This window comes from Paraburkholderia acidisoli (assembly GCF_009789675.1).
In the GTDB taxonomy this organism is placed as follows: Bacteria; Pseudomonadota; Gammaproteobacteria; order Burkholderiales; family Burkholderiaceae; genus Paraburkholderia; species Paraburkholderia acidisoli.
Genome location: NZ_CP046913.1, coordinates 1,392,354 through 1,412,743 on the forward strand (window position 1 = coordinate 1,392,354; position 20,390 = coordinate 1,412,743).

19 protein-coding genes are annotated in these 20,390 nt (G+C 66.9%); 8 read left to right on the forward strand and 11 right to left on the reverse strand.

Translation table 11 applies throughout. The features are described from left to right. Positions 1-319: 319 nt before the first annotated feature. The gene (locus FAZ98_RS06040) at positions 320-589 is read right to left on the reverse strand and encodes an acyl-CoA-binding protein (protein ID WP_158949693.1); all 270 of its coding nucleotides are present in this window, start codon (positions 587-589) and stop codon (positions 320-322) included. A gap of 293 nt (positions 590-882) precedes the next feature. Between FAZ98_RS06040 and tsaB the strand changes: the two genes are divergently transcribed. The 4 genes from tsaB to FAZ98_RS06060 all read left to right on the forward strand — a co-directional run bounded on the left by tsaB (position 883) and on the right by FAZ98_RS06060 (position 4,442). After that, positions 883-1,722: a tRNA (adenosine(37)-N6)-threonylcarbamoyltransferase complex dimerization subunit type 1 TsaB gene (gene tsaB / locus FAZ98_RS06045; protein ID WP_158949695.1), complete on the forward strand. Its 840-nt coding sequence runs from the start codon at positions 883-885 to the stop codon at positions 1,720-1,722. Further along, the gene (gene rimI, locus FAZ98_RS06050) at positions 1,719-2,213 is read left to right on the forward strand and encodes a ribosomal protein S18-alanine N-acetyltransferase (RefSeq protein ID WP_158949697.1); all 495 of its coding nucleotides are present in this window, start codon (positions 1,719-1,721) and stop codon (positions 2,211-2,213) included. Before tsaB ends, rimI begins: the two co-directional genes overlap by 4 nt. Next, complete coding sequence (locus FAZ98_RS06055) at positions 2,200-3,222, forward strand: uracil-DNA glycosylase (RefSeq protein ID WP_158949699.1); 1,023 nt, start codon at positions 2,200-2,202, stop codon at positions 3,220-3,222. Before rimI ends, FAZ98_RS06055 begins: the two co-directional genes overlap by 14 nt. A 116-nt stretch (positions 3,223-3,338) precedes the next feature. Continuing rightward, positions 3,339-4,442: a DUF1853 family protein gene (locus tag FAZ98_RS06060; RefSeq protein ID WP_158951888.1), complete on the forward strand. Its 1,104-nt coding sequence runs from the start codon at positions 3,339-3,341 to the stop codon at positions 4,440-4,442. Between the two features lie 104 nt (positions 4,443-4,546). Here FAZ98_RS06060 and thiD read toward each other — a convergent pair whose 3' ends face one another. Beyond that, complete coding sequence (gene thiD, locus FAZ98_RS06065) at positions 4,547-5,353, reverse strand: bifunctional hydroxymethylpyrimidine kinase/phosphomethylpyrimidine kinase (protein ID WP_158949701.1); 807 nt, start codon at positions 5,351-5,353, stop codon at positions 4,547-4,549. Between the two features lie 123 nt (positions 5,354-5,476). After that, complete coding sequence (gene lplT, locus FAZ98_RS06070; RefSeq protein ID WP_158949703.1) at positions 5,477-6,787, reverse strand: lysophospholipid transporter LplT; 1,311 nt, start codon at positions 6,785-6,787, stop codon at positions 5,477-5,479. A gap of 219 nt (positions 6,788-7,006) precedes the next feature. Between lplT and alr the strand changes: the two genes are divergently transcribed. From alr to FAZ98_RS06085, 3 genes are all read left to right on the forward strand, one after another. After that, a complete protein-coding gene (gene alr / locus FAZ98_RS06075) occupies positions 7,007-8,077 on the forward strand; it encodes an alanine racemase (protein WP_158949705.1) in 1,071 nt (356 codons plus the stop codon). Positions 8,078-8,205: 128 nt separating this feature from the next. Next, complete coding sequence (radA, locus tag FAZ98_RS06080) at positions 8,206-9,582, forward strand: DNA repair protein RadA (protein WP_158951889.1); 1,377 nt, start codon at positions 8,206-8,208, stop codon at positions 9,580-9,582. Between the two features lie 141 nt (positions 9,583-9,723). Continuing rightward, a complete protein-coding gene (locus FAZ98_RS06085) occupies positions 9,724-9,987 on the forward strand; it encodes a DUF2866 domain-containing protein (protein WP_158949707.1) in 264 nt (87 codons plus the stop codon). Positions 9,988-10,072: 85 nt separating this feature from the next. On the opposite strand, the gene FAZ98_RS06090 is transcribed toward FAZ98_RS06085, so the two are convergent. Further along, complete coding sequence (locus FAZ98_RS06090) at positions 10,073-11,302, reverse strand: CaiB/BaiF CoA transferase family protein (RefSeq protein WP_158949709.1); 1,230 nt, start codon at positions 11,300-11,302, stop codon at positions 10,073-10,075. Between the two features lie 73 nt (positions 11,303-11,375). Next, positions 11,376-13,331 (reverse strand): ATP-binding cassette domain-containing protein, encoded by a 1,956-nt coding sequence (locus FAZ98_RS06095; RefSeq protein WP_158949711.1) that lies wholly within the window; start codon positions 13,329-13,331, stop codon positions 11,376-11,378. A 143-nt stretch (positions 13,332-13,474) separates the two neighbouring features. Here FAZ98_RS06095 and FAZ98_RS06100 point away from each other — a divergent pair, with 143 nt between their 5' ends. Further along, on the forward strand, positions 13,475-13,957 hold the full coding sequence (locus FAZ98_RS06100; RefSeq protein ID WP_158949713.1) for a glutathione peroxidase: 483 nt from the start codon (positions 13,475-13,477) through the stop codon (positions 13,955-13,957). A 28-nt stretch (positions 13,958-13,985) separates the two neighbouring features. Here FAZ98_RS06100 and cls read toward each other — a convergent pair whose 3' ends face one another. The 6 genes from cls to dapC all read right to left on the reverse strand — a co-directional run bounded on the left by cls (position 13,986) and on the right by dapC (position 20,382). Next, positions 13,986-15,425 carry a cardiolipin synthase gene (cls, locus tag FAZ98_RS06105; RefSeq protein WP_158949715.1) on the reverse strand — a complete coding sequence of 480 codons (1,440 nt, stop codon included), beginning with the start codon at positions 15,423-15,425 and terminating at the stop codon, positions 13,986-13,988. Between the two features lie 261 nt (positions 15,426-15,686). After that, on the reverse strand, positions 15,687-16,583 hold the full coding sequence (gene prmB / locus FAZ98_RS06110; RefSeq protein WP_158949717.1) for a 50S ribosomal protein L3 N(5)-glutamine methyltransferase: 897 nt from the start codon (positions 16,581-16,583) through the stop codon (positions 15,687-15,689). Positions 16,584-16,608: 25 nt separating this feature from the next. Beyond that, entirely contained in the window at positions 16,609-17,748 is a 1,140-nt protein-coding gene (gene dapE, locus FAZ98_RS06115; protein WP_158951890.1) for a succinyl-diaminopimelate desuccinylase, read from the reverse strand. Positions 17,749-17,875: 127 nt separating this feature from the next. Next, positions 17,876-18,241, reverse strand: a complete 366-nt coding sequence (locus tag FAZ98_RS06120; protein WP_158949719.1) for an ArsC family reductase — start codon at positions 18,239-18,241, stop codon at positions 17,876-17,878. Next, positions 18,241-19,068 carry a 2,3,4,5-tetrahydropyridine-2,6-dicarboxylate N-succinyltransferase gene (gene dapD, locus FAZ98_RS06125; protein ID WP_158949721.1) on the reverse strand — a complete coding sequence of 276 codons (828 nt, stop codon included), beginning with the start codon at positions 19,066-19,068 and terminating at the stop codon, positions 18,241-18,243. Before dapD ends, FAZ98_RS06120 begins: the two co-directional genes overlap by 1 nt. Before the next feature lie 90 nt (positions 19,069-19,158). Next, positions 19,159-20,382 carry a succinyldiaminopimelate transaminase gene (gene dapC, locus FAZ98_RS06130; protein ID WP_158949723.1) on the reverse strand — a complete coding sequence of 408 codons (1,224 nt, stop codon included), beginning with the start codon at positions 20,380-20,382 and terminating at the stop codon, positions 19,159-19,161. Positions 20,383-20,390: the final 8 nt, after the last annotated feature.

Here is a 20,390-nt window from a genome sequence, read left to right on the forward strand (position 1 = left end):
CCAGCCTGATATTGACAGCCCGGTATGAGGGCCAATGCAGGGGGGGACAGGTTCTAAACTGGATTGGAGCTTAACGCAACGAGTCGTTGCACTGATCGAAAAGGCGACCGGAGCGCAACGCAGCGGGCATTATATCTCGTTTTGTTGCGGCGCGCCAGTGCGGATTTCGCCGGGTTTGCGAGGCCGCCGGGAGGTGGCTCGCGGCGCCGGGCGGGGTGTCGCGAATGACGCCGCGCGATGGCTCGAGCGGGCCGGAGCGGCCCGCGAACGTTGTCGCGCTGCGCGCCCGGCGGGACGGGAAGGCGCGTCGGGAAGGGCGTTAGCTCGCCGCGCCGCTCTTGAGCGATTCGACGAGTTCGACGTACTGCGCCTTGGCGGCTTCCTGCGCCGTGCCTTGCAGCGCCGACCACGCCTCGTACTTGTACTTGCCGACGACGTCGGTGAAGCCGGGCTTGTCGCCGTGCACGTCGCCTTCGGTGGCTTGCTTGAAGAGCGCATAGAGGCGCAGCAGCGTGAGATTGCCGGGCCGCTCGGGCAGTTGTTGCACGTCTTCCTGGGCCTGGGCGAACTGCGTGTTCACATCGCTCATTGTTTCCTCCGCTTTGATGGTGCTGGATGGTTCGAATGCGTTGCCGTCCGGCGCGGCCCGCGGGCTGGCTGGCGGGCGCGCTGGCGAGACGAATCAGGACAAATCAGCGGCGATGGTATCAGCGCATTCCCACGAAAGGCTGGAGCGATTCCTCCACACGCATCAGGCACGGCGCGGGAAACGAAGTCAAAGCGGAAGTGAAAGCGATGCGGAACCCGGCGGCGAGCGCGCTTCCGGCCGACCGCAATCAAGCGACCGCTTTCCCGCGCGGGCGGGGCATTACAATAGCGGCCATGACTCAAACCGTGCTGCTTGCCCTCGATACTTCGACCGAATTCTGCTCGGTCGCGCTGCTTCGCGTCGCCGCCGGCGCCAATTCCGCGCCTTCCACCGTTCCCGCCGATGCCACCCACGCCGCTGCCGCGCCGCGCTCCGAAGTGAGCGTCTGGGTGCGGCATGAAGCCACGGGCGCCGTGTCGAGCACGCGGCTGCTGCCCGCGATCGCCGAGCTGTTCGAAGAGGCGGGCCTCGCGCTCGCCGACTGCGACGCCATCGCGTTCGGCGCCGGTCCCGGTTCGTTTACGGGTTTGCGCACGGCAACCGGCGTGGCCCAGGGGCTGGCCTTCGGTTTGAACATTCCCGTGGTGCCGGTCGGCACGCTGCTGGTTTGCGCGGAAAGCGCGCGCCTGCGCGATCCCGCGGCCACGCGCGTGCTTGCCGCGCTCGACGCGCGCATGGACGAAGCCTATTGGGCCGACTACGCCTGGGACGCCGAAGCCGGCGACTGGCGCACACTGCAGGCGGCCTCGCTCGACGCGCCCGAGGCGATTCCCGCGCCCGACGCGCCGTTTACGCTCGTGGGCAATGCGGCCGCCGCGTTCGGCGCGCGTCTGACGGCGGCGGCGAGCGCGCGTGTGATCGACGCCGAAGCGCTGCCGCACGCCTTGCCGCTCGCGCACGCGGCGTTGCGCGCGTTTCGCGCGGGCCGCACGCAGCCCGCCGACCAGGCCGCGCCCGAATACGTGCGCAACAAGGTCGCGCAAACCACGGCCGAACGCATGGCCGCCAAAGCCGGCGCGCAGGGCCGCGAGGGCGCCGCGAACGTGGGCGAGGGCGGCGGAGGCGGCCGATGAGCGGCGTGCTGATGACCGACCGCTATCTCTCGCCGATGACCGAAAGCGATCTCGACGAAGTGGCGATCATCGAGCGCGCCGCCTACGAATTTCCGTGGACGCGCGGCAACTTCGAAGACTCGCTGCGCAATGGCTATTACGGCCTGTGCATGCGCCACGTCACGGGCACGCTGATCGGCTATTGCGTGCTGATGCCCGTCGTCGACGAAATGCATCTGCTCAATCTGTGCGTCGCGCCGCCGGCGCAGGGCGCGGGCGCCGGGCTCTCGATGCTGCGCGAAGCCGCGCGCCTCGCGCAGACGCAAGGGCTCGAAGGCCTGCTGCTCGAAGTGCGGCCGTCGAATCACCGGGCGATCCGGCTGTACGAGCAGTTCGGGTTCGTCACCATCGGCCGTCGCAAAAATTATTATCCGGCGCGCCATCACGCACGCGAGGACGCGCTCGTGATGCGCTTTTCATTTGCAGGGGAGGCCGTGAATGGCGCTCGATGACATCGTGCTCGAAGAACTCGGGCTCGCGCCGCGCTGGGTGCGCAAGGGCGTTGTGACGGCACCGGCGGTCGATGCTGTCGATGCGGAGCCTGACGCGCCGCGCGTGGCGGCCGAAGTCGCGACGGCGCGGGCAGGCGCGCCCGCAGCGCCCGTGGCGCGGGCGGCCGACGCGCCGGACGTGTCGCATGCGGATCGACGCGAGGCGCGCACCGCGCCCGCCGAGGCGCGCGAGTCCGCGCCCATGGCCGCGTTCGAACGCGAAGCGGCGTCATCGCGCCAACCGTCCGCGCCAGCATCGAAACCCGCCGCTTCCCTTTCCTCCGACGAACCGCCGCCGCTCACCGAAGACGACTTCGCGTGGTTCGACACGATCGCCGAACCCGCGCTGCCTGCCGATATCGATGCCGGCGCAGCGGCCCGTGCGCCGCGCGACGACGTCGCGACGCTCGACTGGGACACGCTCGCCGCACGCGTTGCCGATTGCACGCGTTGCCGCCTGTGCGAAAAGCGCACCAACACGGTATTCGGCGTGGGCGATCGCGAGGCCGACTGGATGCTGATTGGCGAGGCGCCCGGCGAAAACGAAGATCGCCAGGGCGAGCCGTTCGTCGGCCAGGCGGGCAAGCTGCTCGACAACATGCTGCAGGCGCTGACGCTCGCGCGCGGCGAGAACGTCTATATCGCCAACGTCATCAAGTGCCGGCCGCCCGGCAACCGCAATCCTGAGCCCGACGAAGTCGCGCGCTGCGAGCCTTATCTGCAACGCCAGGTCGCGCTCGTGAAACCGAAGATCATCGTCGCGCTGGGCCGTTTCGCCGCGCAAAGTCTGCTCAAGACCGACGGCAGCATCGCCTCGCTGCGCGGCCGCGTGCATCAGTACGAAGGCGTGCCCGTGATCGTCACGTATCACCCCGCGTATCTGCTGCGCAGCCTGCAAGACAAGTCGAAGGCGTGGGCCGACCTGTGCCTCGCGCGCGACACGTGGCGCGCCGCCGGCGAAAGCCGGTGAGCGAAGCGCGGGCCGCGGGCGAACCGGGAGACCCGGACGAGCGGGATGGCCCGAACGCGCGCGGCGGCTCGCACGCCACCGTGCAGGCTGCAACGCCGCGCGCGGCGTCAGCCGCCATGTCGCCTGTCGACGTGAACGCGGCAGCCGGCTTGCCCGCGCGACTCGCCGCGCACACCGACGCGGCCGTGCGCGATCTCGCATGGCTGCTGTTCAGCGCCGGTTTGTTGCGCGCGCAACTTCCCTCGGCGCCGCTCGCGCAGCCGTTTCTTCATACCGATGACGCCTCGAACGCGCTCGACTGGCTCGACGCGCTCGATCGCGAGCCCACGCCGCTGCACGACGCGCTCGCGGCCCAGGCGCCCACGCGGCTCGGCCGTTACGCCGAAACCCTGCTCGGCTGGTTTCTCGCGCACGGTCCTGCGGCGCGGCTCGTCGCCCAGAACGTGGCGCTGCGCGGCGAAGGGCGCACGCTCGGCGAATGCGATTTCCTGCTCGAAGCCGATGGCGAGAAGCTGCATTGGGAACTGGCGGTGAAGTGCTATTTGCATGCGGGCGGCAGTGCGCTGGCGGACTACGTCGGGCCGAATCTGCGCGATCGCTTCGACTGGAAACTCACGCATCTGCGCGATCGTCAATTGCGCCTGAGCGAGCGCCCGGAACTCGCGGCGCTGGGATTCGCGGGGCCTTGGCGGGCGCAGATGTTCGTCAAAGGCTGGTTGTTTTATCGGGCGACGCAAGCGGCCGACACGGCGGAGCCTGGCGCGCCGGAACTCGCCGCCGATCATTTACGCGGCTGGTGGGTCACGCGGTCCGGGTGGGCGGCATTTGCGCGCGCCCACGCGGCCGATGGCTGGAGCGTGCTGCCGCGGCTGGCGTGGCTCGCGCCGCGTCGGCTCGGATGCCGTGCCGATGCCACCAACGGCGAGGATTTGCGAGCCGCGACAAGTCGGCCCGAAGGCGGTGCTGCGGAACACAGCGGCGGTACTAAAGAGGAAGGCGCCGCGCGGTCGTCATCGGCGTGGAAGGCACGAAGCGCCGTGGCCGGGCCGGTCGATGCGGGCACGCTGATCGACGCTATCGCGGCGAGCGCGCGTCCGGATGAGCCCACCCTGGTGGCCGCTTTTGTGGCCGATGGCGCGGGCGGCTATCGCGAGCGTTCGCGGGGGTTCATCGTCCCCGACGACTGGCCCGGGCAGGCCGCCGCGTTCGCGCGCGAGTGAGCGCGTGTTCGCGCAAGCCAGCTCGACCCACGCCATTCAACGATGATCGACGCGCGCCTGGCTCCGCGCGCATCGTCAGCCGTGAACTCGCGCCCGAGGCGCATTTACCACCATCGCCAGAAATGATGCACGGGCCCGACGCCATGACCGACGTCGAGGCGCGCGCTCGCTTCGAGCGCGGACGTCAAATACTGCTTGGCTTCGCTCACGGCCGGCGCGAGATCGCCGCGCTGCGGCCACAGCGCCGCGATCGCCGAAGACAGCGTGCAGCCCGTGCCGTGCGTGTTGGTGACCGGCACGCGCGGGCCGCCCAGACGCAGCGTGCCGCCCGCTTCGACGAGCCAGTCCGGGCTGTCGTCGCTGCCGAGGTGGCCGCCTTTCATCAGCACGGCCTGGGCGCCGAGCGCGCGCAGCGCTTCGCCTTGCTCGACCATCGCGGCTTCGTCGGTGGCCGGCGCGACGCCGAGCAGCGCGGCCGCCTCGGGCAGATTCGGCGTGACGATGCCCGCGAGCGGCAGCAACTCGTCGCGCAACGCGGCGACGGCTTCGGGCGCGAGCAGCGCGTGATTGCTCTTCGAGATCATCACGGTGTCGAGCACGACGCGCGGCGGCTGGTGGCGGCGCAGTGCCTCGGCAACCGCGCGCACGATCGACGCGTTGGCGAGCATGCCGATCTTCACGGCGTCGATGCGGATGTCGTCGAACACGGCGTCGAGTTGCGCGGTGACGAAGCCCGCGTCGGGCGCGTGGATCGCCGTGACGCCGCGCGTGTTCTGCGCGGTGAGCGCGGTGATGACGCTCGCGCCGTAGGCGCCGAGCGCGGAGAACGCCTTGAGGTCGGCCTGGATGCCGGCGCCGCCGCCGGAGTCGGAACCGGCGATCGTGAGGACGTTGAAAATCGGTGAGTTCATGGCGGCCTGGAATGCGCTGCGTCCGGTGCCGGGCCAATCGGCCAGCGGCACGCGGGCGCGGGGAAAAAACGATTCAGCGGAATGTCTGGGAAAGGGGCGGCCCGGGCGCGGCGCGCCGCCGGATCAGTGACCGTGATTTTCGCCGATCAGCGAGACCGAGTCGAACGAACGCTGATTGGCCTGGTGGCGGCGCATCACGACCCACATCATCAGACAGACGAACGTGCCGAACAGCACGATGACGATGGTCACCGGCACGTCGAGCCAGACGAGCACGGCATAGAGGCACAGCATGACGAGCACCGAGAGGTTCTCGTTGAAATTCTGTACGGCGATCGAGTGACCGGCGGAAAGCAGCACGTGGCCGCGATGCTGGAGCAGCGCGTTCATCGGCACGACGAAGAAGCCGGAGAGGCCGCCCACCACCATGAGGAACAGGTAGGCGAAAACGAGGTAACCCGGAATGCGCAGATGGCCGATATGCAGGCCCCAATGCGGCGGAAACAGACTGCGCGTGTAGAACGCCATCAGCATGACGGCAACGCCCATGATGATGCCGACGGGCAAGACGGAGAGCGACTTCTTGAGCGGCACGCGCGCGGCCGCGATCATCGCGCCGGCCGCCACGCCCACGGCCACCACGGCTTGCAGCACGGCGCCTTCCGAGAGCGACATGCCGAGCGACACTTCGGCCCACTTCAGGACGATGAATTGCAGCGTCGCGCCCGCGCCCCAGAACAGCGTCGTGACGGCGAGGGAGATCTGGCCGAGCTTGTCGTGCCAGAGCGTGTTGAAACAGTCGGCGAAATCGGTGATGAGGCGGATGGGTCCGTGCTGCTGGCGCGGGTAGCGCGCGCCGGTGTCGGGAATGCGCAGATTGAACAGCGCGGCCACTACGTAGATGCCCATGATCACGAGCATGGCGGCTTCGGCGGGTGTGTTGATCGCGGCAGGCGTGTGCCGGATCACGTGGGCGGCGATGTGGGGACTGATAAGCGCGCCGCCCAGCACGGTGCCGAGAATGATCGAGCCGACCGTCGTGCCTTCGATCCAGCCATTGGCGGCGACGAGGCGTTCGGGCGGCAGCAGTTCGGTGAGAATGCCGTATTTGGCGGGCGAATACGCGGCGGCGCCGAAACCGACGATGCCGTAGGCGAGCAAGGGATGCAGACCCGCGAGCATGATGGCGCAACCCACGACCTTGATCGTGTTCGTGATGAACATCACGCGGCCCTTGGGGCGGGAATCAGCGAAGGCGCCGACGAAAGCGGCAAGAACGACGTAGGACAGGACGAAAAACAGCTTTAGCAGCGGCGTCATCCAGTTCGGAGCGTGTAAATCTTTGAGCAGTGCAATCGCAGCGATCAGGAGCGCATTGTCGGCCAACGACGAAAAAAACTGCGCGGCCATGATGGTGTAAAAGCCTTTTTTCATCTGATGCGATGCTTTCCTCGCTGCGGTCCGTCCGCCCCGGACGGGTGGGAGGCATCCGGGCTTATTACGTTCGAAATGGGTTGTGCGCAGGGCTTTATATCACGAAAATAGGTGTATTCGGACTAGCACAATCCTTGACCGCCCATCAGGCGGGCCTGCCGGGCGCTGAAAACACCCTGTAAGCTCCTGATTCGAAAGCGTCTTTGCGAAAAATCTCCCATGCCGCGCCCCCTCTCCGCAACGATTCACACCGCCGCACTCGCCAATAATCTCGCCGTCGTCCGCAAGTCGGCGCCCAAGTCGAAAATCTGGGCCGTCGTGAAGGCCAACGCCTACGGGCACGGGCTTGCGCGGGCTTTTCCCGGGCTCCGCGCGACAGACGGTTTCGGCCTGCTCGACCTCGAAGAAGCCGCCAAATTGCGCGAGCTGGGCTGGGCGGGCCCGATCCTGCTGCTCGAAGGCTTTTTCCGGCCCACCGACATCGACGTGATCGATCGCTACAGCCTCACGACCGTGGTGCATTGCGACGAACAGATGCGCATGCTGGAAATGGCGCGGCTTTCGAAGCCGGTCAATATTCAGTTGAAAATGAACAGCGGCATGAATCGGCTCGGTTACACGCCGGAGAAGTATCGCGCGGCGTGGGAACGGGCGCGCGCGGCGGCCGGCATCGGTCAGATCACGCTGATGACGCATTTCGCCGACGCCGACACGCCGCGCGGCATCGGCGAACAGATGGAGACGTTCGAGCGCGGCGCGCAGGGCATTGCCGGCGCGCGCAGTCTCGCCAACTCGGCGGCCACGCTCTGGCATCCCGCCTCGCATTTCGACTGGGTGCGCCCGGGCATCGTTCTGTATGGCGCGTCGCCTTCCGGCGTGGCCACGGCGCTCGACGGCGTCGGCCTGCAACCCGCCATGACGCTCGCTTCCGAGATCATCGCCACGCAGCATGTTGCCGAAGGGCAGACCGTCGGCTACGGCTCGACCTACTCGGCACGCAAGTCCATGCGCGTCGGCGTGGTGGCGTGCGGCTATGCCGACGGCTATCCGCGCGTCGCGCCCGAAGGCACGCCGGTGATCGTCGACGGCGTGCGCACGCGCGTGGTCGGGCGCGTCTCCATGGACATGCTCACCGTCGATCTCACGCCGGTGCAGAACGCGGGCGTGGGTACGCGCGTCGAGCTGTGGGGCGCGCATCTGCCGATCGACGACGTCGCGCAGGCGTGCGGCACGATCGGCTACGAACTCATGTGCGCGGTGGCGCCGCGCGTGCCGGTGCGCGCCGAGTAAGGACGCAAGGGCACGCCCACGAGCATGGGCGCGAGCGCGCGCAGGATGCGGCGCGATCCCCGCATCTCGCGTCGGCCGATCCGCAAGAACGAATCACGAAATCGCAACAACACCGCATGGCAAAGAGCATGGCGAAGGTCAAGACGCTGTACACCTGTAGCGAATGCGGCGCGCAGGTGCCGAAGTGGCAAGGGCAGTGCCCCGCGTGCCAGGCGTGGAACACGCTGGTGGAGGGCGTCGCGGAACCCGCGGGCAACCACCGTTTTCAGGCGCTCGCGAAGAGCGCGCCGGTGCGCCGTCTCGCCGATATCGAGGCGTCGGACGTGCCGCGTTTCTCGACGGGCGTCGGCGAATTCGACCGCGTGCTCGGCGGCGGTCTGGTCGCGGGCGGCGTCGTGCTGATCGGCGGCGATCCGGGTATCGGCAAGTCGACGCTGTTGCTGCAGTCGCTCGCGCAGATCGCGGCCGAACGTCGCGCGCTCTACGTGAGCGGCGAGGAATCGGCGGCGCAGATCGCGTTGCGCGCGCAACGGCTCGCGCTGCTCGATCCGGGCTCGATGGCGAGCGAGTTGCAACTGCTCGCGGAAATCCAGCTCGAAAAAATCCAGGCGACGATCGAGGCCGAGCGGCCCGACGTGGCCGTCATCGATTCGATCCAGACGATCTATTCCGAAGCGCTAACCTCGGCGCCGGGCTCGGTCGCGCAGGTGCGCGAGTGCGCGGCCCAGCTCACGCGTATCGCCAAGCAGTCGGGCACGGCGATCATCATGGTCGGCCACGTGACGAAGGAGGGCAACCTCGCGGGGCCGCGCGTGCTCGAACATATCGTCGACACCGTGCTGTACTTCGAGGGCGATACCCATTCGTCGTTCCGCCTCGTGCGCGCGTTCAAGAACCGCTTCGGCGCGGTCAACGAACTCGGCGTGTTCGCGATGACCGAGAAGGGCCTGCGCGGCGTGGCGAATCCGTCGGCGCTCTTTCTCTCGCAGCACGAGACGAGCGTGCCGGGCTCCTGCGTGCTGGTCACGCAGGAAGGTTCGCGGCCGCTGCTGGTGGAAGTGCAGGCGCTCGTCGATACGGCGCACGTGCCCAACCCGAAGCGCCTCGCGGTCGGTCTCGAACAGAACCGGCTCGCGCTGCTGCTGGCGGTGCTGCATCGGCACGCGGGAATCGCCTGCTTCGATCAGGACGTGTTCCTCAACGCGGTGGGCGGCGTGAAGATCACCGAACCGGCCGCCGACCTCGCCGTGCTGCTCTCGATTCATTCGTCGATGCGTAACAAGGCGTTGCCCAAGGGTCTGATCGTTTTTGGCGAAGTCGGGCTGGCTGGCGAAATCCGGCCGTCGCCGCGCGGACAGGATCGTCTGAAGGAAGCGGCCAAGCTCGGTTTTTCATGCGCCCTGATTCCCCGCGCCAATGCGCCCAAGCAGCCGATCGAGGGGTTGAACGTCATTGCGGTCGAGCGAATCGAGGAAGCCATCGACCGCGTGCGCGAGCTGGAATGAAGGCGGGGCGGACGTTTGTTACGTCCAACCTGTCACGTAATGATTAGTAACAACCCTGGTGGACGCTGTAACCATTTCGCTGCGCGATTTCCCTATCCTGTGCCCGATGTGTAACCCGTATCGAGCGGAAAGGATAGCGACTTGAAACACACTGATACGTCCTTCGGCGGTCGATCGATCACCGTGCGCGGCTGCCGGGTTTCCGAGCCGCTGTTGCAACCTTGGGGCAGCAGCTGTCGCATCGTCGAATGGATCGACGGCGACGGCCGCATCTCACGCCGCGTGGTCGCGGAAGACGTGACGGCTGCCGAAGTGCGCAGCACCATCGCGCGTCATGTGGAAGGCCGCAAGCACGTGCTCTACGACGACGAGCGCACACCCCGGCAAACGCTGCCACGGCGCTAGGCCGAAAGCGGAAACAAAAATGGGCGCCTCGGAGCGCCCATTTTTGTTTGATCTCGCGAAGGGTGAAACCGCGGCCGCGAAACCCTCAGATCCACGGGTTGTGAAACGGCTTCTTGTGGCCGGGTGTCGGGTTATCGCCGGACTGGCTGGCCTGCTTCGGTTGCCCCGGCTGATTTTGCTGATAAGGATTGGCCGGATTCACGCCGCCCGGCGCGACTGGCATCTGGCCGCCGAGCCCGGCTTCCTGCGCGCGTTGGCGCGCCTCCATGTCGTCCATCATCGCTTTCAGGACTTCGGCATTGAATAGCGGATGCCGCGAAGCCTCGCCCGGCGTGAGCACCGGCGAGACGCAGCAGTCGATGGCCTCCAGCCGGTCGATCCACGTTTGCAGGTTTTCCGACGCGAACAGGTCGGCGAGTTCGCGCGTGAGCGTGGCCGCGTCGGCTCCGCCGATCGCCTGGCCGAGGCTCCAGTGACGTTGCGCCCAGTCGTCGCGGCCGATGGCATGGCAAAGCGTTTGCCAGAATTTCAGTTCGAGCGCGCCCACCGCGAGCCAGCGGCCTTCCTGGGTGCGATACAGGTTGTAGCAGGGCACGCCGCCGTTGAGCAGGCCGCCGCCGGGCTGGAGCGCCGCCGCGTCGTCGTTGGCGAGCGCCACTTGCGCTGTGACGTTGCTGGCGTAGCTCGCATGCGTCATCGACACATCGACGAAACGGCCTTCGCCGCCGCGCGCGACGGCCCACAGCGCGGCGAGAATCTGCGTGACCGCGGACAGCGCGCCGCCGAGCAGGTCGGCGATCTGGAAATTGGGCAGCACCGGCGTGCCGTCGCGACTCGCGAGCTGGTCGAGCACGCCCGCGTAGGCCACGTAGTTGATGTCGTGGCCCGGATGGCCCGCGAACGGGCCGGTCGTGCCGTAGCCCGTGATCGCGCAATAAACCAGCTTCGGATTGATCTCGCGCAGCACTTCGTAGCCCACGCCCAGCTTGTCCATCACGCCGGGGCGAAAGCTCTCCACCAGCACGTCCGCGTCGCGTGCCAGCGCCAGCAGCACGGAACGGCCGCTGTCGGTCTTGAGATCGAGCCGGGTCTCGCGCTTGCCGCGGTTGACGAGGCGATAGAACGCGCCGGGGCGCGCGGCCACTTCGTCGGTGGCGCTTTGCATCATCACGCGCGAGGCGTCGCCGGCACCGGGCGGCTCGATCTTGAGCACGTCGGCGCCCAGCTCCGCGAGCCGCATGGTGGCCACCGGACCCGGCAACAGCAGGGTCAGGTCGAGGACGCGTAGGCCTTGCAAGGCGGCGGGTGACGACACTCGTTTCTCCTGGGCGGAAGTCAGTGACACGCAGAGATCCGATAAGCGTACGGGAAGGCGGGCGCCGCGTGCGTTAGCCGAGCTGCTCGAGCGCTTCGTGCGCCTCGAGCCACTCGCCTTCGAGCGAGTCGAGCCGCGCCTGCACGTCGGCCTGACGGCGGATGGCGTCAGTCAGGCGGCTTTTGTGCTGCGGCTCGTAGCTCGCAGGGTCGGCCACGAACGCATCGAGCGTGCCCTTTTCGGCGTTGAGCGCATCCATCTCTTTCTCTATCTTGCCGATTTTCGCCTGCAGGGGCTTTTTCAGGTGCGCAACCTTCTGCCGCTGCTCGGCTTCCTGCCGGCGTTGCTCCTTGCGATTCACGCCGTCGGCCGCGGCCCCGTTCCCGCCCGGTGCCGCATTCGCCGTGCCGGCCGCCGCTTCCTTGAGCGCCGCGCGTTGCTCTGCCGCATGCTGAAGCAGCCAGTCGCGATAGTCGTCGAGGTCGCCGTCGAACGGTTGCAGGCGATGTTTCGCGACGAGCATGAACTGGTCGGTGGTGGCGCGCAGCAGATGCCGGTCGTGCGAGACGACGATCAGCGTGCCTTCGAACTGCGCGAGCGCCATGGTGAGCGCGTGGCGCGTTTCGAGGTCGAGGTGATTGGTCGGTTCGTCGAGCAGCAGCAGATTGGGCTTTTGCCAGATGATGAGCGCCAGCGCGAGACGCGCCTTTTCGCCGCCCGAGAACGGCGCAATGGGCGCGGTGGCCATTTCGCCCGGGAAGTTGAAGCCGCCCAGGAAGTCGCGCAATTCCTGCTCGCGCGTGTCGGGCGCGAGGCGCGCGAGATGCTGAAGCGGCGTGTCTTGCGGGCGCAGGGTTTCGAGCTGATGCTGCGCGAAATAGCCGATCTGCAAGCCCTTGCCGGTGCGCGTGTGACCCGCGAGCGGCGCGAGCGTACCGGCCAGCGTTTTGATGAGCGTGGATTTACCCTGGCCGTTCGCGCCGAGCAGGCCGATGCGCTGGCCGTTCTGGATCGACAGCGCGACACGCTCGACGATGGGCGTCTCGCTGCCGTCTTCCGCGCGATAGCCGCAGCGCACGTCTTCCATCACGAGCATGGGATTGGGCGCGGAGTCGGGCGTACGGAATTCGAACGTGAAGGGCGAAGTGGCATGCGCGGGCGCGATCAGCTCCATTTTCTCGAGCGCCTTCACGCGGCTTTGCGCCTGCCGCGCCTTGGTGGCCTGGGCCTTGAAGCGGTCGATATAGCTTTGCAGATGCGCGACCGTGCGCTGCTGCTTCTCGTACGCGCTTTGCTGGAGTGCGATCTGCTGCGCGCGCAGGATCTCGAACTGCGAATAGTTGCCGCCGTAGCGCTTGATCTGCTGATTTTCCAGATGCAGCGTGACGTTGCAGACCGAGTCGAGGAATTCGCGGTCGTGCGAGATCACGACGAGCGTGCCCGGGTAGCGGTGCAGCCAGTCTTCGAGCCAGACGATGGCGTCCAGATCCAGGTGGTTCGTGGGTTCGTCGAGCAGCAGGAGATCCGAACGGCACATCAGCGCCTGGGCGAGATTCAGCCGCATGCGCCAGCCGCCCGAAAAACTCGAGACCGGTTGACGCGTTTGCTCCAGCGTGAAGCCCAGGCCGAGCAGCAGGGCTTCCGCGCGCGCGGGCGCGGTGTAGCCGTCGGCGTCGGCGAAGGCGCCGTGGGCCTCGGCTTCGGCCGCGCCGTCGTGAGCGGCCGAGGCGGCGGCGATGCGTGCCTCGATTTCGCGCAGGACCACGTCGCCGTCGAGCGCGTAGTCGAGCGCCGTGCGGTCCACGGCCGGGGTTTCCTGCGCGACGTGCGCGATGCGCCAGGTGGGTGGCAGCGCGAAGTCGCCGCCGTCCGCGTGCAGTTCGCCGCGCAGCACGGCGAACAGGGTCGATTTGCCCGCGCCGTTCGCGCCCACGAGCCCGGCTTTCTCGCCCGGATTGAGCGTGAACGAGGTCTGGTCGAAGAGCGGCTTGGTGCCGCGGGCAAGACTGAATTGATTGAAGCGGATCACGACGACGCCAGCAAAAGGAAACGAAGCGCCATTTTAAACTGTGCCGCACTCGCGCCGGCATCATCCGAACGGCTAGCCGTTCGGACGAGGTGTGGACGGACCCCGTTCTCACGTAGACTGGCGCTTTTCCACGGGAGAGCCAGATGACATCGATCTATTCGTTTTCGGCCGAGCCGCTGGGCGGCGGCGAGCCGGTCAGCCTCGAACGCTACGCGGGCAAGGTGCTGCTGGTCGTCAACACGGCGAGCGAATGCGGTTTCACGCCGCAGTACGCGGGCCTGCAAAAGCTCTATGAAACCTACGCCGCGCGCGGGCTCGCGGTGCTCGGCTTTCCGTGCAACCAGTTCGGCAAGCAGGAGCCCGGCGACGCCGCGCAGATCGGCAGTTTCTGCGAAAAGAACTTCGGCGTGACGTTCCCGGTGTTCGCGAAGATCGACGTGAACGGCGCGAACGCGCATCCGCTGTATCGCTGGCTCACGGGCGAGGCGCCGGGGCTCCTCGGGCTCGAAGCCATCAAGTGGAATTTCACGAAGTTTCTGGTCGACCGTAACGGCAACGTCGTGAAGCGTTATGCGCCGGTCACGAAGCCCGAGTCGATCGAGGCGGACATCGAAAAGCTGCTCTGAGCTTGACGGCGAGCCGCGCCGCCGCCCGCTAGAGGATTGGCGCGAACAGGCGGGCCAGGTGCATCGTGATCTTGCGCCATGCGGGCGCATCGCGGTATTCGCTTCGGTCGATTTCCACTGTCAGGTCGAAGTCGCGCAGCAGCATGGCTTCGACCTCGGCCGCAAAGCCATGGTGCACGGTGAGCACCATGATCTCGAAGTTCAGGCGGAACGAACGGTTGTCGAGATTCGCGCTGCCGATCGCGGCGGCTACGTCGTCGATCAGCACCACCTTCTGGTGCAGGAAGCCGGGCTGGTAGCGGAAAATGCGAATCCCGGCGCGTACCGCGTCGAAGGCGTAAAGCGTGGACGCCTCGAACACCACGTAGTGGTCGCGGCGGCTCGGAATCATGATGCGCACGTCCACGCCGCGCATCGCGGCGAGCCGCAGCGCCGAAAACACGGCTTCGTCGGGCACGAGATACGGCGTCGTGATCCAGAGGCGCTTTTTCGCGGCGTTGATCGCCTCGACGAAAAACAGCGAGCAGGTTTCCTGGCGGTCGGCGGGGCCGGTGGGGATCACGAGGCAGTACATGTCGTCGCCGTCGCGCGGCACCACGCGCGGCGGTTCGCATTCCGGCAATTGCTGCTTGGCCCAGTACCAGTCTTCGGTGAAGGCGAACTGCAGGTTCGCCACGGCCGGCCCGCGCAGTTCGATATGCGTATCGCGCCACGGCGAAAGCCGCGGGTTCGCGCCGAGATATTCGATTCCTACGTTGTGGCCGCCCACGAACGCCCACTGGCCGTCCACCACCACGATCTTGCGGTGGTTGCGGAAGTTCAACTGGAAACGGTTGACGAACTGGCTGGTCGAGAACGGATGCACTTCCACGCCGCCATCCTGCAACTCGTGAACGTAGCGCGCGGGCAGGTCGAACGAACCGATGCTGTCGTACAGGAAGTACGCGCGCACGCCGCGCTTCGCGCAGGCGATCAGCAGGTCCTTGAGCATGTCGCCGAGCGCGTCCGCGCGCACGATGAAAAACTGCACCAGCACGTAGTGCTCGGCGCGCTCGATCGCGTCGAAGATGGCCGAGAAGGTGGCTTCGCCGTTCGGCAGCGTGCGAACGTAGTTACCGGGCACGAGCGGCATGCCGCCGAGCCGCGAGAGCGTGCGGATCAGGCGCTCGCCGAGGGCGTCGGCGGGCCAGTCGCCGGCGGGCACGGGCGTGTCTTCGTCGGGGGCGCTCGCGCGGGTGCGCAGCGTTTCGTTGCGCAGGCGCCGGGCGTCGGCGTAGCCCGCGAACTTGCTGCGGCCGAGGAACAGGTACGGGACGAGCGTGAGGTAGGGCATCGTCGCGAGCGAGACGGCCCACGCGATCGCGCCTTGCGAGGTGCGGGTATTGAGGATGGCGTGGCACGCCGCGATCAGCCCGAACAAATGGATGATCGCGAGCAGCGTGCCGAGATGTAGCCAGTCGAAATGCATAGCGGCGCGCAACGCTCCCGGAGCCTGAAGGCGTGGCCCGCGCACGATGCGCATGGCCGGAAACGTCAATCTTACCGAAGCGTCATGACGCCGCCCATCGACGAGGGCAGGAGCGTGGCAGTCCGGATGACAAACCTGGGGGGCGCGAGCCTTGCGTCCGGTGCGCGCGATCGAGTCGGACAGCGGGTCAGACAGCGATCGCGCGGGGCAGATACGACGGCGTCGAACCGGCCGATCAAACCGGCCGATCAGACGGCCGGATCAAACGGGCAGGTCGCTCGCCTGGATCAGGAACACCTGGTCGTCGCCGGCGCTCGTCGAGAGCCAGACGAGGTCGAGGCCGCCGAACGCCGCTTCCACGTTCTCGCGTTCGTTGCCGATCTCGACCACGAGCACGCCTTCGTCGGTGAGCCAGTTGCGCGCTTCCTTGACGATGCGGCGCACGATGTCCATGCCGTCCTCGCCGCCCGCGAGCGCCATTTCCGGCTCGTGGCGATATTCGGCCGGGAGTGCCTCCATGGAGGCGGCGTTCACGTACGGCGGATTCGTGATGATCACGTCGTAGCGGCGTTCGGGCAGCGGCGCGAACAGATCGCCTTCGAACAGCGAAATCTGCTCGTCGAGACCGTGGTCGTGCACGTTGCGCTTCGCCACTTCGAGCGCGGGCGCGGAAAGATCGACCGCGTCGATGTCGGCGTTCGGGAATGCGTGCGCCGCGAGCACGGCCAGGCTGGCCGAACCCGTGCAGAGTTCCAGCACCGCGCCGACCTGTTCGGGGTCTTCCACGTAAGGTTGCAGGCCGTCGGCGAGCAGTTCTCCGATGAACGAGCGCGGCACGATCACGCGTTCGTCCACGTAGAAACGCACGCCGTGCATCCACGCTTCCTGCGTGATGTAGGCGGCGGGCACGCGCTCGGTCGCGCGGCGCTCGATCACGCCCAGCACCTGGTCGACTTCCTCGGTGGTGAGGCGCGCGTCGAGGAACGGCTCGAGCAGATCGAGCGGCAGGTGCAAGGTGTGCAGCACGAGGTACGCGGCTTCGTCGTAGGCGTTGCTCGTGCCGTGACCGAACGAGAGCTGCGCGCCCGAGAAGCGCGAAACGCCGTAGCGCAGCAGGTCGCGCACGGTGGCGAAGGTGGTGGCAAGCGGATGCGTCATATGCAGGACTCCAGGGCGATCGCTTTTACGCGATCAGTTGTTCGAGCACACGGCGGTACACGTTCTTGAGCGGATCGATGAACTTCACTTCGATGTGCTCGTCGATCTTGTGGATGCTGCCGTTGGGCGGGCCGAATTCCACGACCTGCGGACAGAGGCGCGCGATGAAGCGGCCGTCGGACGTGCCGCCCGTGGTCGAGAGTTCGGTCGTCACGCCGGTTTCGTCGAGAATCGCGGTTTCGAGCGCGTTCGACAGCGCGCCGCGCGGCGTGAGGAACGGCAGGCCGCTCACGGTCCACGTAAGGTCGTAGTTCAGACCGTGCTTGTCGAGAATCGCGTGCACGCGCTGTTGCAGGCCTTCCACCGTGCTCGCGGTCGAGAAGCGGAAGTTGAACTGCACGTCGGCATGACCGGGGATCACGTTGCTCGCGCCCGTGCCGCTATTCAGGTTCGACACCTGCCACGTGGTGGGCGGGAAGTATTCGTTACCGTCATCCCACTTTTCGGCCACCAGTTCCGCGAGCGCCGGCGCGAGCAGATGCACCGGATTCTTCGCGAGATGCGGGTAGGCGATATGGCCTTGCACGCCCTTGATGACGAGCTTGCCCGACATCGAGCCGCGCCGGCCGTTCTTCACGCAGTCGCCGAGCGTGTGCGTGGAAGTCGGTTCGCCCACAATGCAGTAGTCCATGCGCTCGCCGCGCGCCTTGAGCGCTTCAACGACCTTCACGGTGCCGTCGGTGGCCGGGCCTTCTTCGTCGCTCGTGATGAGGAACGCGATCGCGCCGCGGTGCTGCGGCTGGGCGGCCACGAACTCCTCGCTCGCCACCACGAACGCGGCCAGCGACGTTTTCATGTCGGCGGCGCCGCGGCCGTAGAGCACGCCGTCGCGGTGCGAGGGTTCGAAGGGCGGCGAGCTCCACTGGTCGAGCGGGCCGGTCGGCACCACGTCGGTGTGGCCCGCGAACGCGAGCAGCGGACCGTCCGTGCCCGCCGTGCCGCGCTTGACGGCCCAGAGGTTCGTCACGCCGTTGGACGCGATCGTTTCGCACACGAAGCCGATCGCTTCGAGACGCTCGGTCATGACGTTCTGGCAATGCTGGTCGTCGGGCGTCACGGACGCGCGCTTGATCAGGGCTTCGGTAAGGGCGAGGGTGGCGGACACGGGGCTGGCAGACATAAGGAACCACGTTCAATAAAAATGCCGGCGCCGCTGATCGAACAGGGGCCGGCAACAGCTTGTCATTCGGGCGTCGCGCGGGACTGCGCGCGCGACGCACCATGGCAACACGTCAGGCGAACAGCGTTTCGTACTGTTCGGCGGAAAAACCGAGCGTCTTCACGCGGCCATTCACCACGATCACGGGCCGCTTGATGATGGACGGCTTGTGGATCATCAGCGCGATCGCGCCCGCGGTCGTGTCGGCTTCCGCCTTGTGCACTTCGGAAAGGCCGCGCCAGGTCGTGCCGCGCTTGTTGATCAGCAGATCGAGCGACACGTCCTTGAGCCAGTCCTGGACCAGCGCATTCGACACGCCGGCCTTCTTGAAGTCGTGGAATTCGAACTCGACGCCGTGCTCTTCCAGCCACACGCGGGCTTTCTTCACGCTGTCGCAGTTCGGAATGCCGTAGACGACGGTTTTCGCGGCCTTCGCCATCAGTCGCCTCGCAGCAGCTCGTTGAGGCCGACCTTGGCGCGCGTCTTGGCGTCGACCTTCTTGACGATCACGGCGCAGTACAGACTGTGCGTGCCGTCCTTCGAAGGCAGGTTGCCCGCGACCACGACCGAGCCCGCCGGAATGCGGCCGTACGAGATTTCGCCGGTTTCGCGGTCGTAAATCTTGGTCGACTGGCCGAGATACACGCCCATCGAAATGACCGAGTTTTCTTCGACGATCACGCCTTCCACGACTTCCGAGCGCGCGCCGATGAAGCAGTTGTCTTCGATGATGACGGGGTTCGCCTGCAGCGGCTCCAGCACGCCGCCGATGCCCACGCCGCCCGAGAGGTGCACGTTCTTGCCGATCTGCGCGCACGAACCGACCGTGGCCCACGTGTCGACCATGGTGCCTTCGTCCACGTACGCGCCGATGTTGGTGTACGACGGCATCAGCACGACGTTCTTCGCGATGAACGAGCCGCGGCGCGCGATGGCCGGCGGCACGACGCGGAAGCCGCCCGCGGCGAAGTCTTCGGCCGTGTAGTTCGCGAACTTCGAGGGCACCTTGTCGTAGAACTGCGTGTAGCCGCCGGCGGGCATCGGCGCGTTGTCTTCCAGACGGAACGACAGGAGCACGGCCTTCTTCACCCACTGGTTGACGACCCAGTCGCCGTCCTTCTTTTCGGCGCAGCGCAGCGTGCCTTTGTCGAGTTCGGCGATGACGTGGGTGACGGCCTCACGCACGTCGTTCGGGGCGGACTTCGCCGAGAAGTCGGCGCGGTTTTCCCAGGCGGTGTCGATGATCTGCTGAAGTTGTTGCGACATGGTGTTGGTTTCGCGTGAGTTTGAAGATGAAATCGGCGGTGCGCGCGGCGCGGCCGGTGTAACGCCGGCCCGGCGCGCAGGAGAGAGGTATTACGGTTTGAGCGAGCGGCAGAACTCGACGACGCGCTTCGCGCCCTCGATGCACTCCTCGACGTCGGCGACGAGCGCGAGGCGCACGAAGCCCTCGCCCGGATTCGTGCCGTGCGCGGTGCGCGCGAGGAACGAGCCGGGCAGAACCGTCACATTATAGTCGGCGTAGAGACGCTGGGCGAACGCGGTATCGGAGAGGCCGGTGCGCGCGACGTTGGCCCAGAGGTAGAACGCGGCGTCGGGCAACTTCACGTCGAGGTGTTCGGCCAACATGGGCGTGACGGTCGAGAACTTCTGCACATACTTCGCGCGGTTCTCGCGCACGTGGGTTTCGTCGCCCCACGCGGCAATGCTGGCGGACTGCCAGACCGGCGAGAGCGCCGAGCCGTGATAGGTGCGGTACAGCAAGAACTTCTTGAGCACGGCGGCGTCGCCGGCCACGAAGCCCGAGCGCATGCCCGGCGCGTTCGAGCGCTTCGAGAGGCTGGACAGCATGATCAGGCGCTCGAAACCGCGGCCGAGCTGGTGCGCCGCTTCGAGCCCGCCGAGCGGCGGCTTCGATTCGTCGAAATAGATCTCGGAGTAGCACTCGTCGGAGGCGATCACGAAGCCGTAGCGATCGGACAGCGCGAAGAGTTCGCGCCAGTCGTCGAGCGTCATGACGGCGCCCGTGGGATTGCCCGGCGAACAGACGAACAGCAGTTGCGTGCGCGCCCAGACGGCCTCGGGCACCTGCGAATAGTCGCAGGCGAAGTTGCGGGCCGGATCGCTGTTGACGAAATACGGCTCGCCGCCGCCGAGCAGCGCCGCGCCTTCGTAGATCTGGTAGAACGGGTTCGGGCAGAGTACGATCGCGCGTTTTGCCGGATCTTTCACGCCCAGCGTGGGATCGACCACCGCCTGCGCGAGCGCGAAGAGCGCCTCGCGCGAGCCCGAGACCGGCAGCACTTCCGTGTTGGCGTCGACGGCCGGCAGCGCATAGCGCATCTTCACCCAGTTCGCGATCGATTCGCGCAGCGCGGGCGTGCCCGCGGTGGCCGGATAGGTCGCCAGCCCGTCGAGCGAAGCCACGACCGCGTCGCGGATCAGCGCGGGCGTGGGGTGTTTCGGCTCGCCGATCCCGAAGCTGATGTGGCGCAGGCCGGCTTTCGGCGTGACGTCCTGGAAGAGCGCGCGGAGCTTTTCGAAGGGATAGGTCTGGAGGGTGTCGAGTAACGGATTCACTTGGGGCT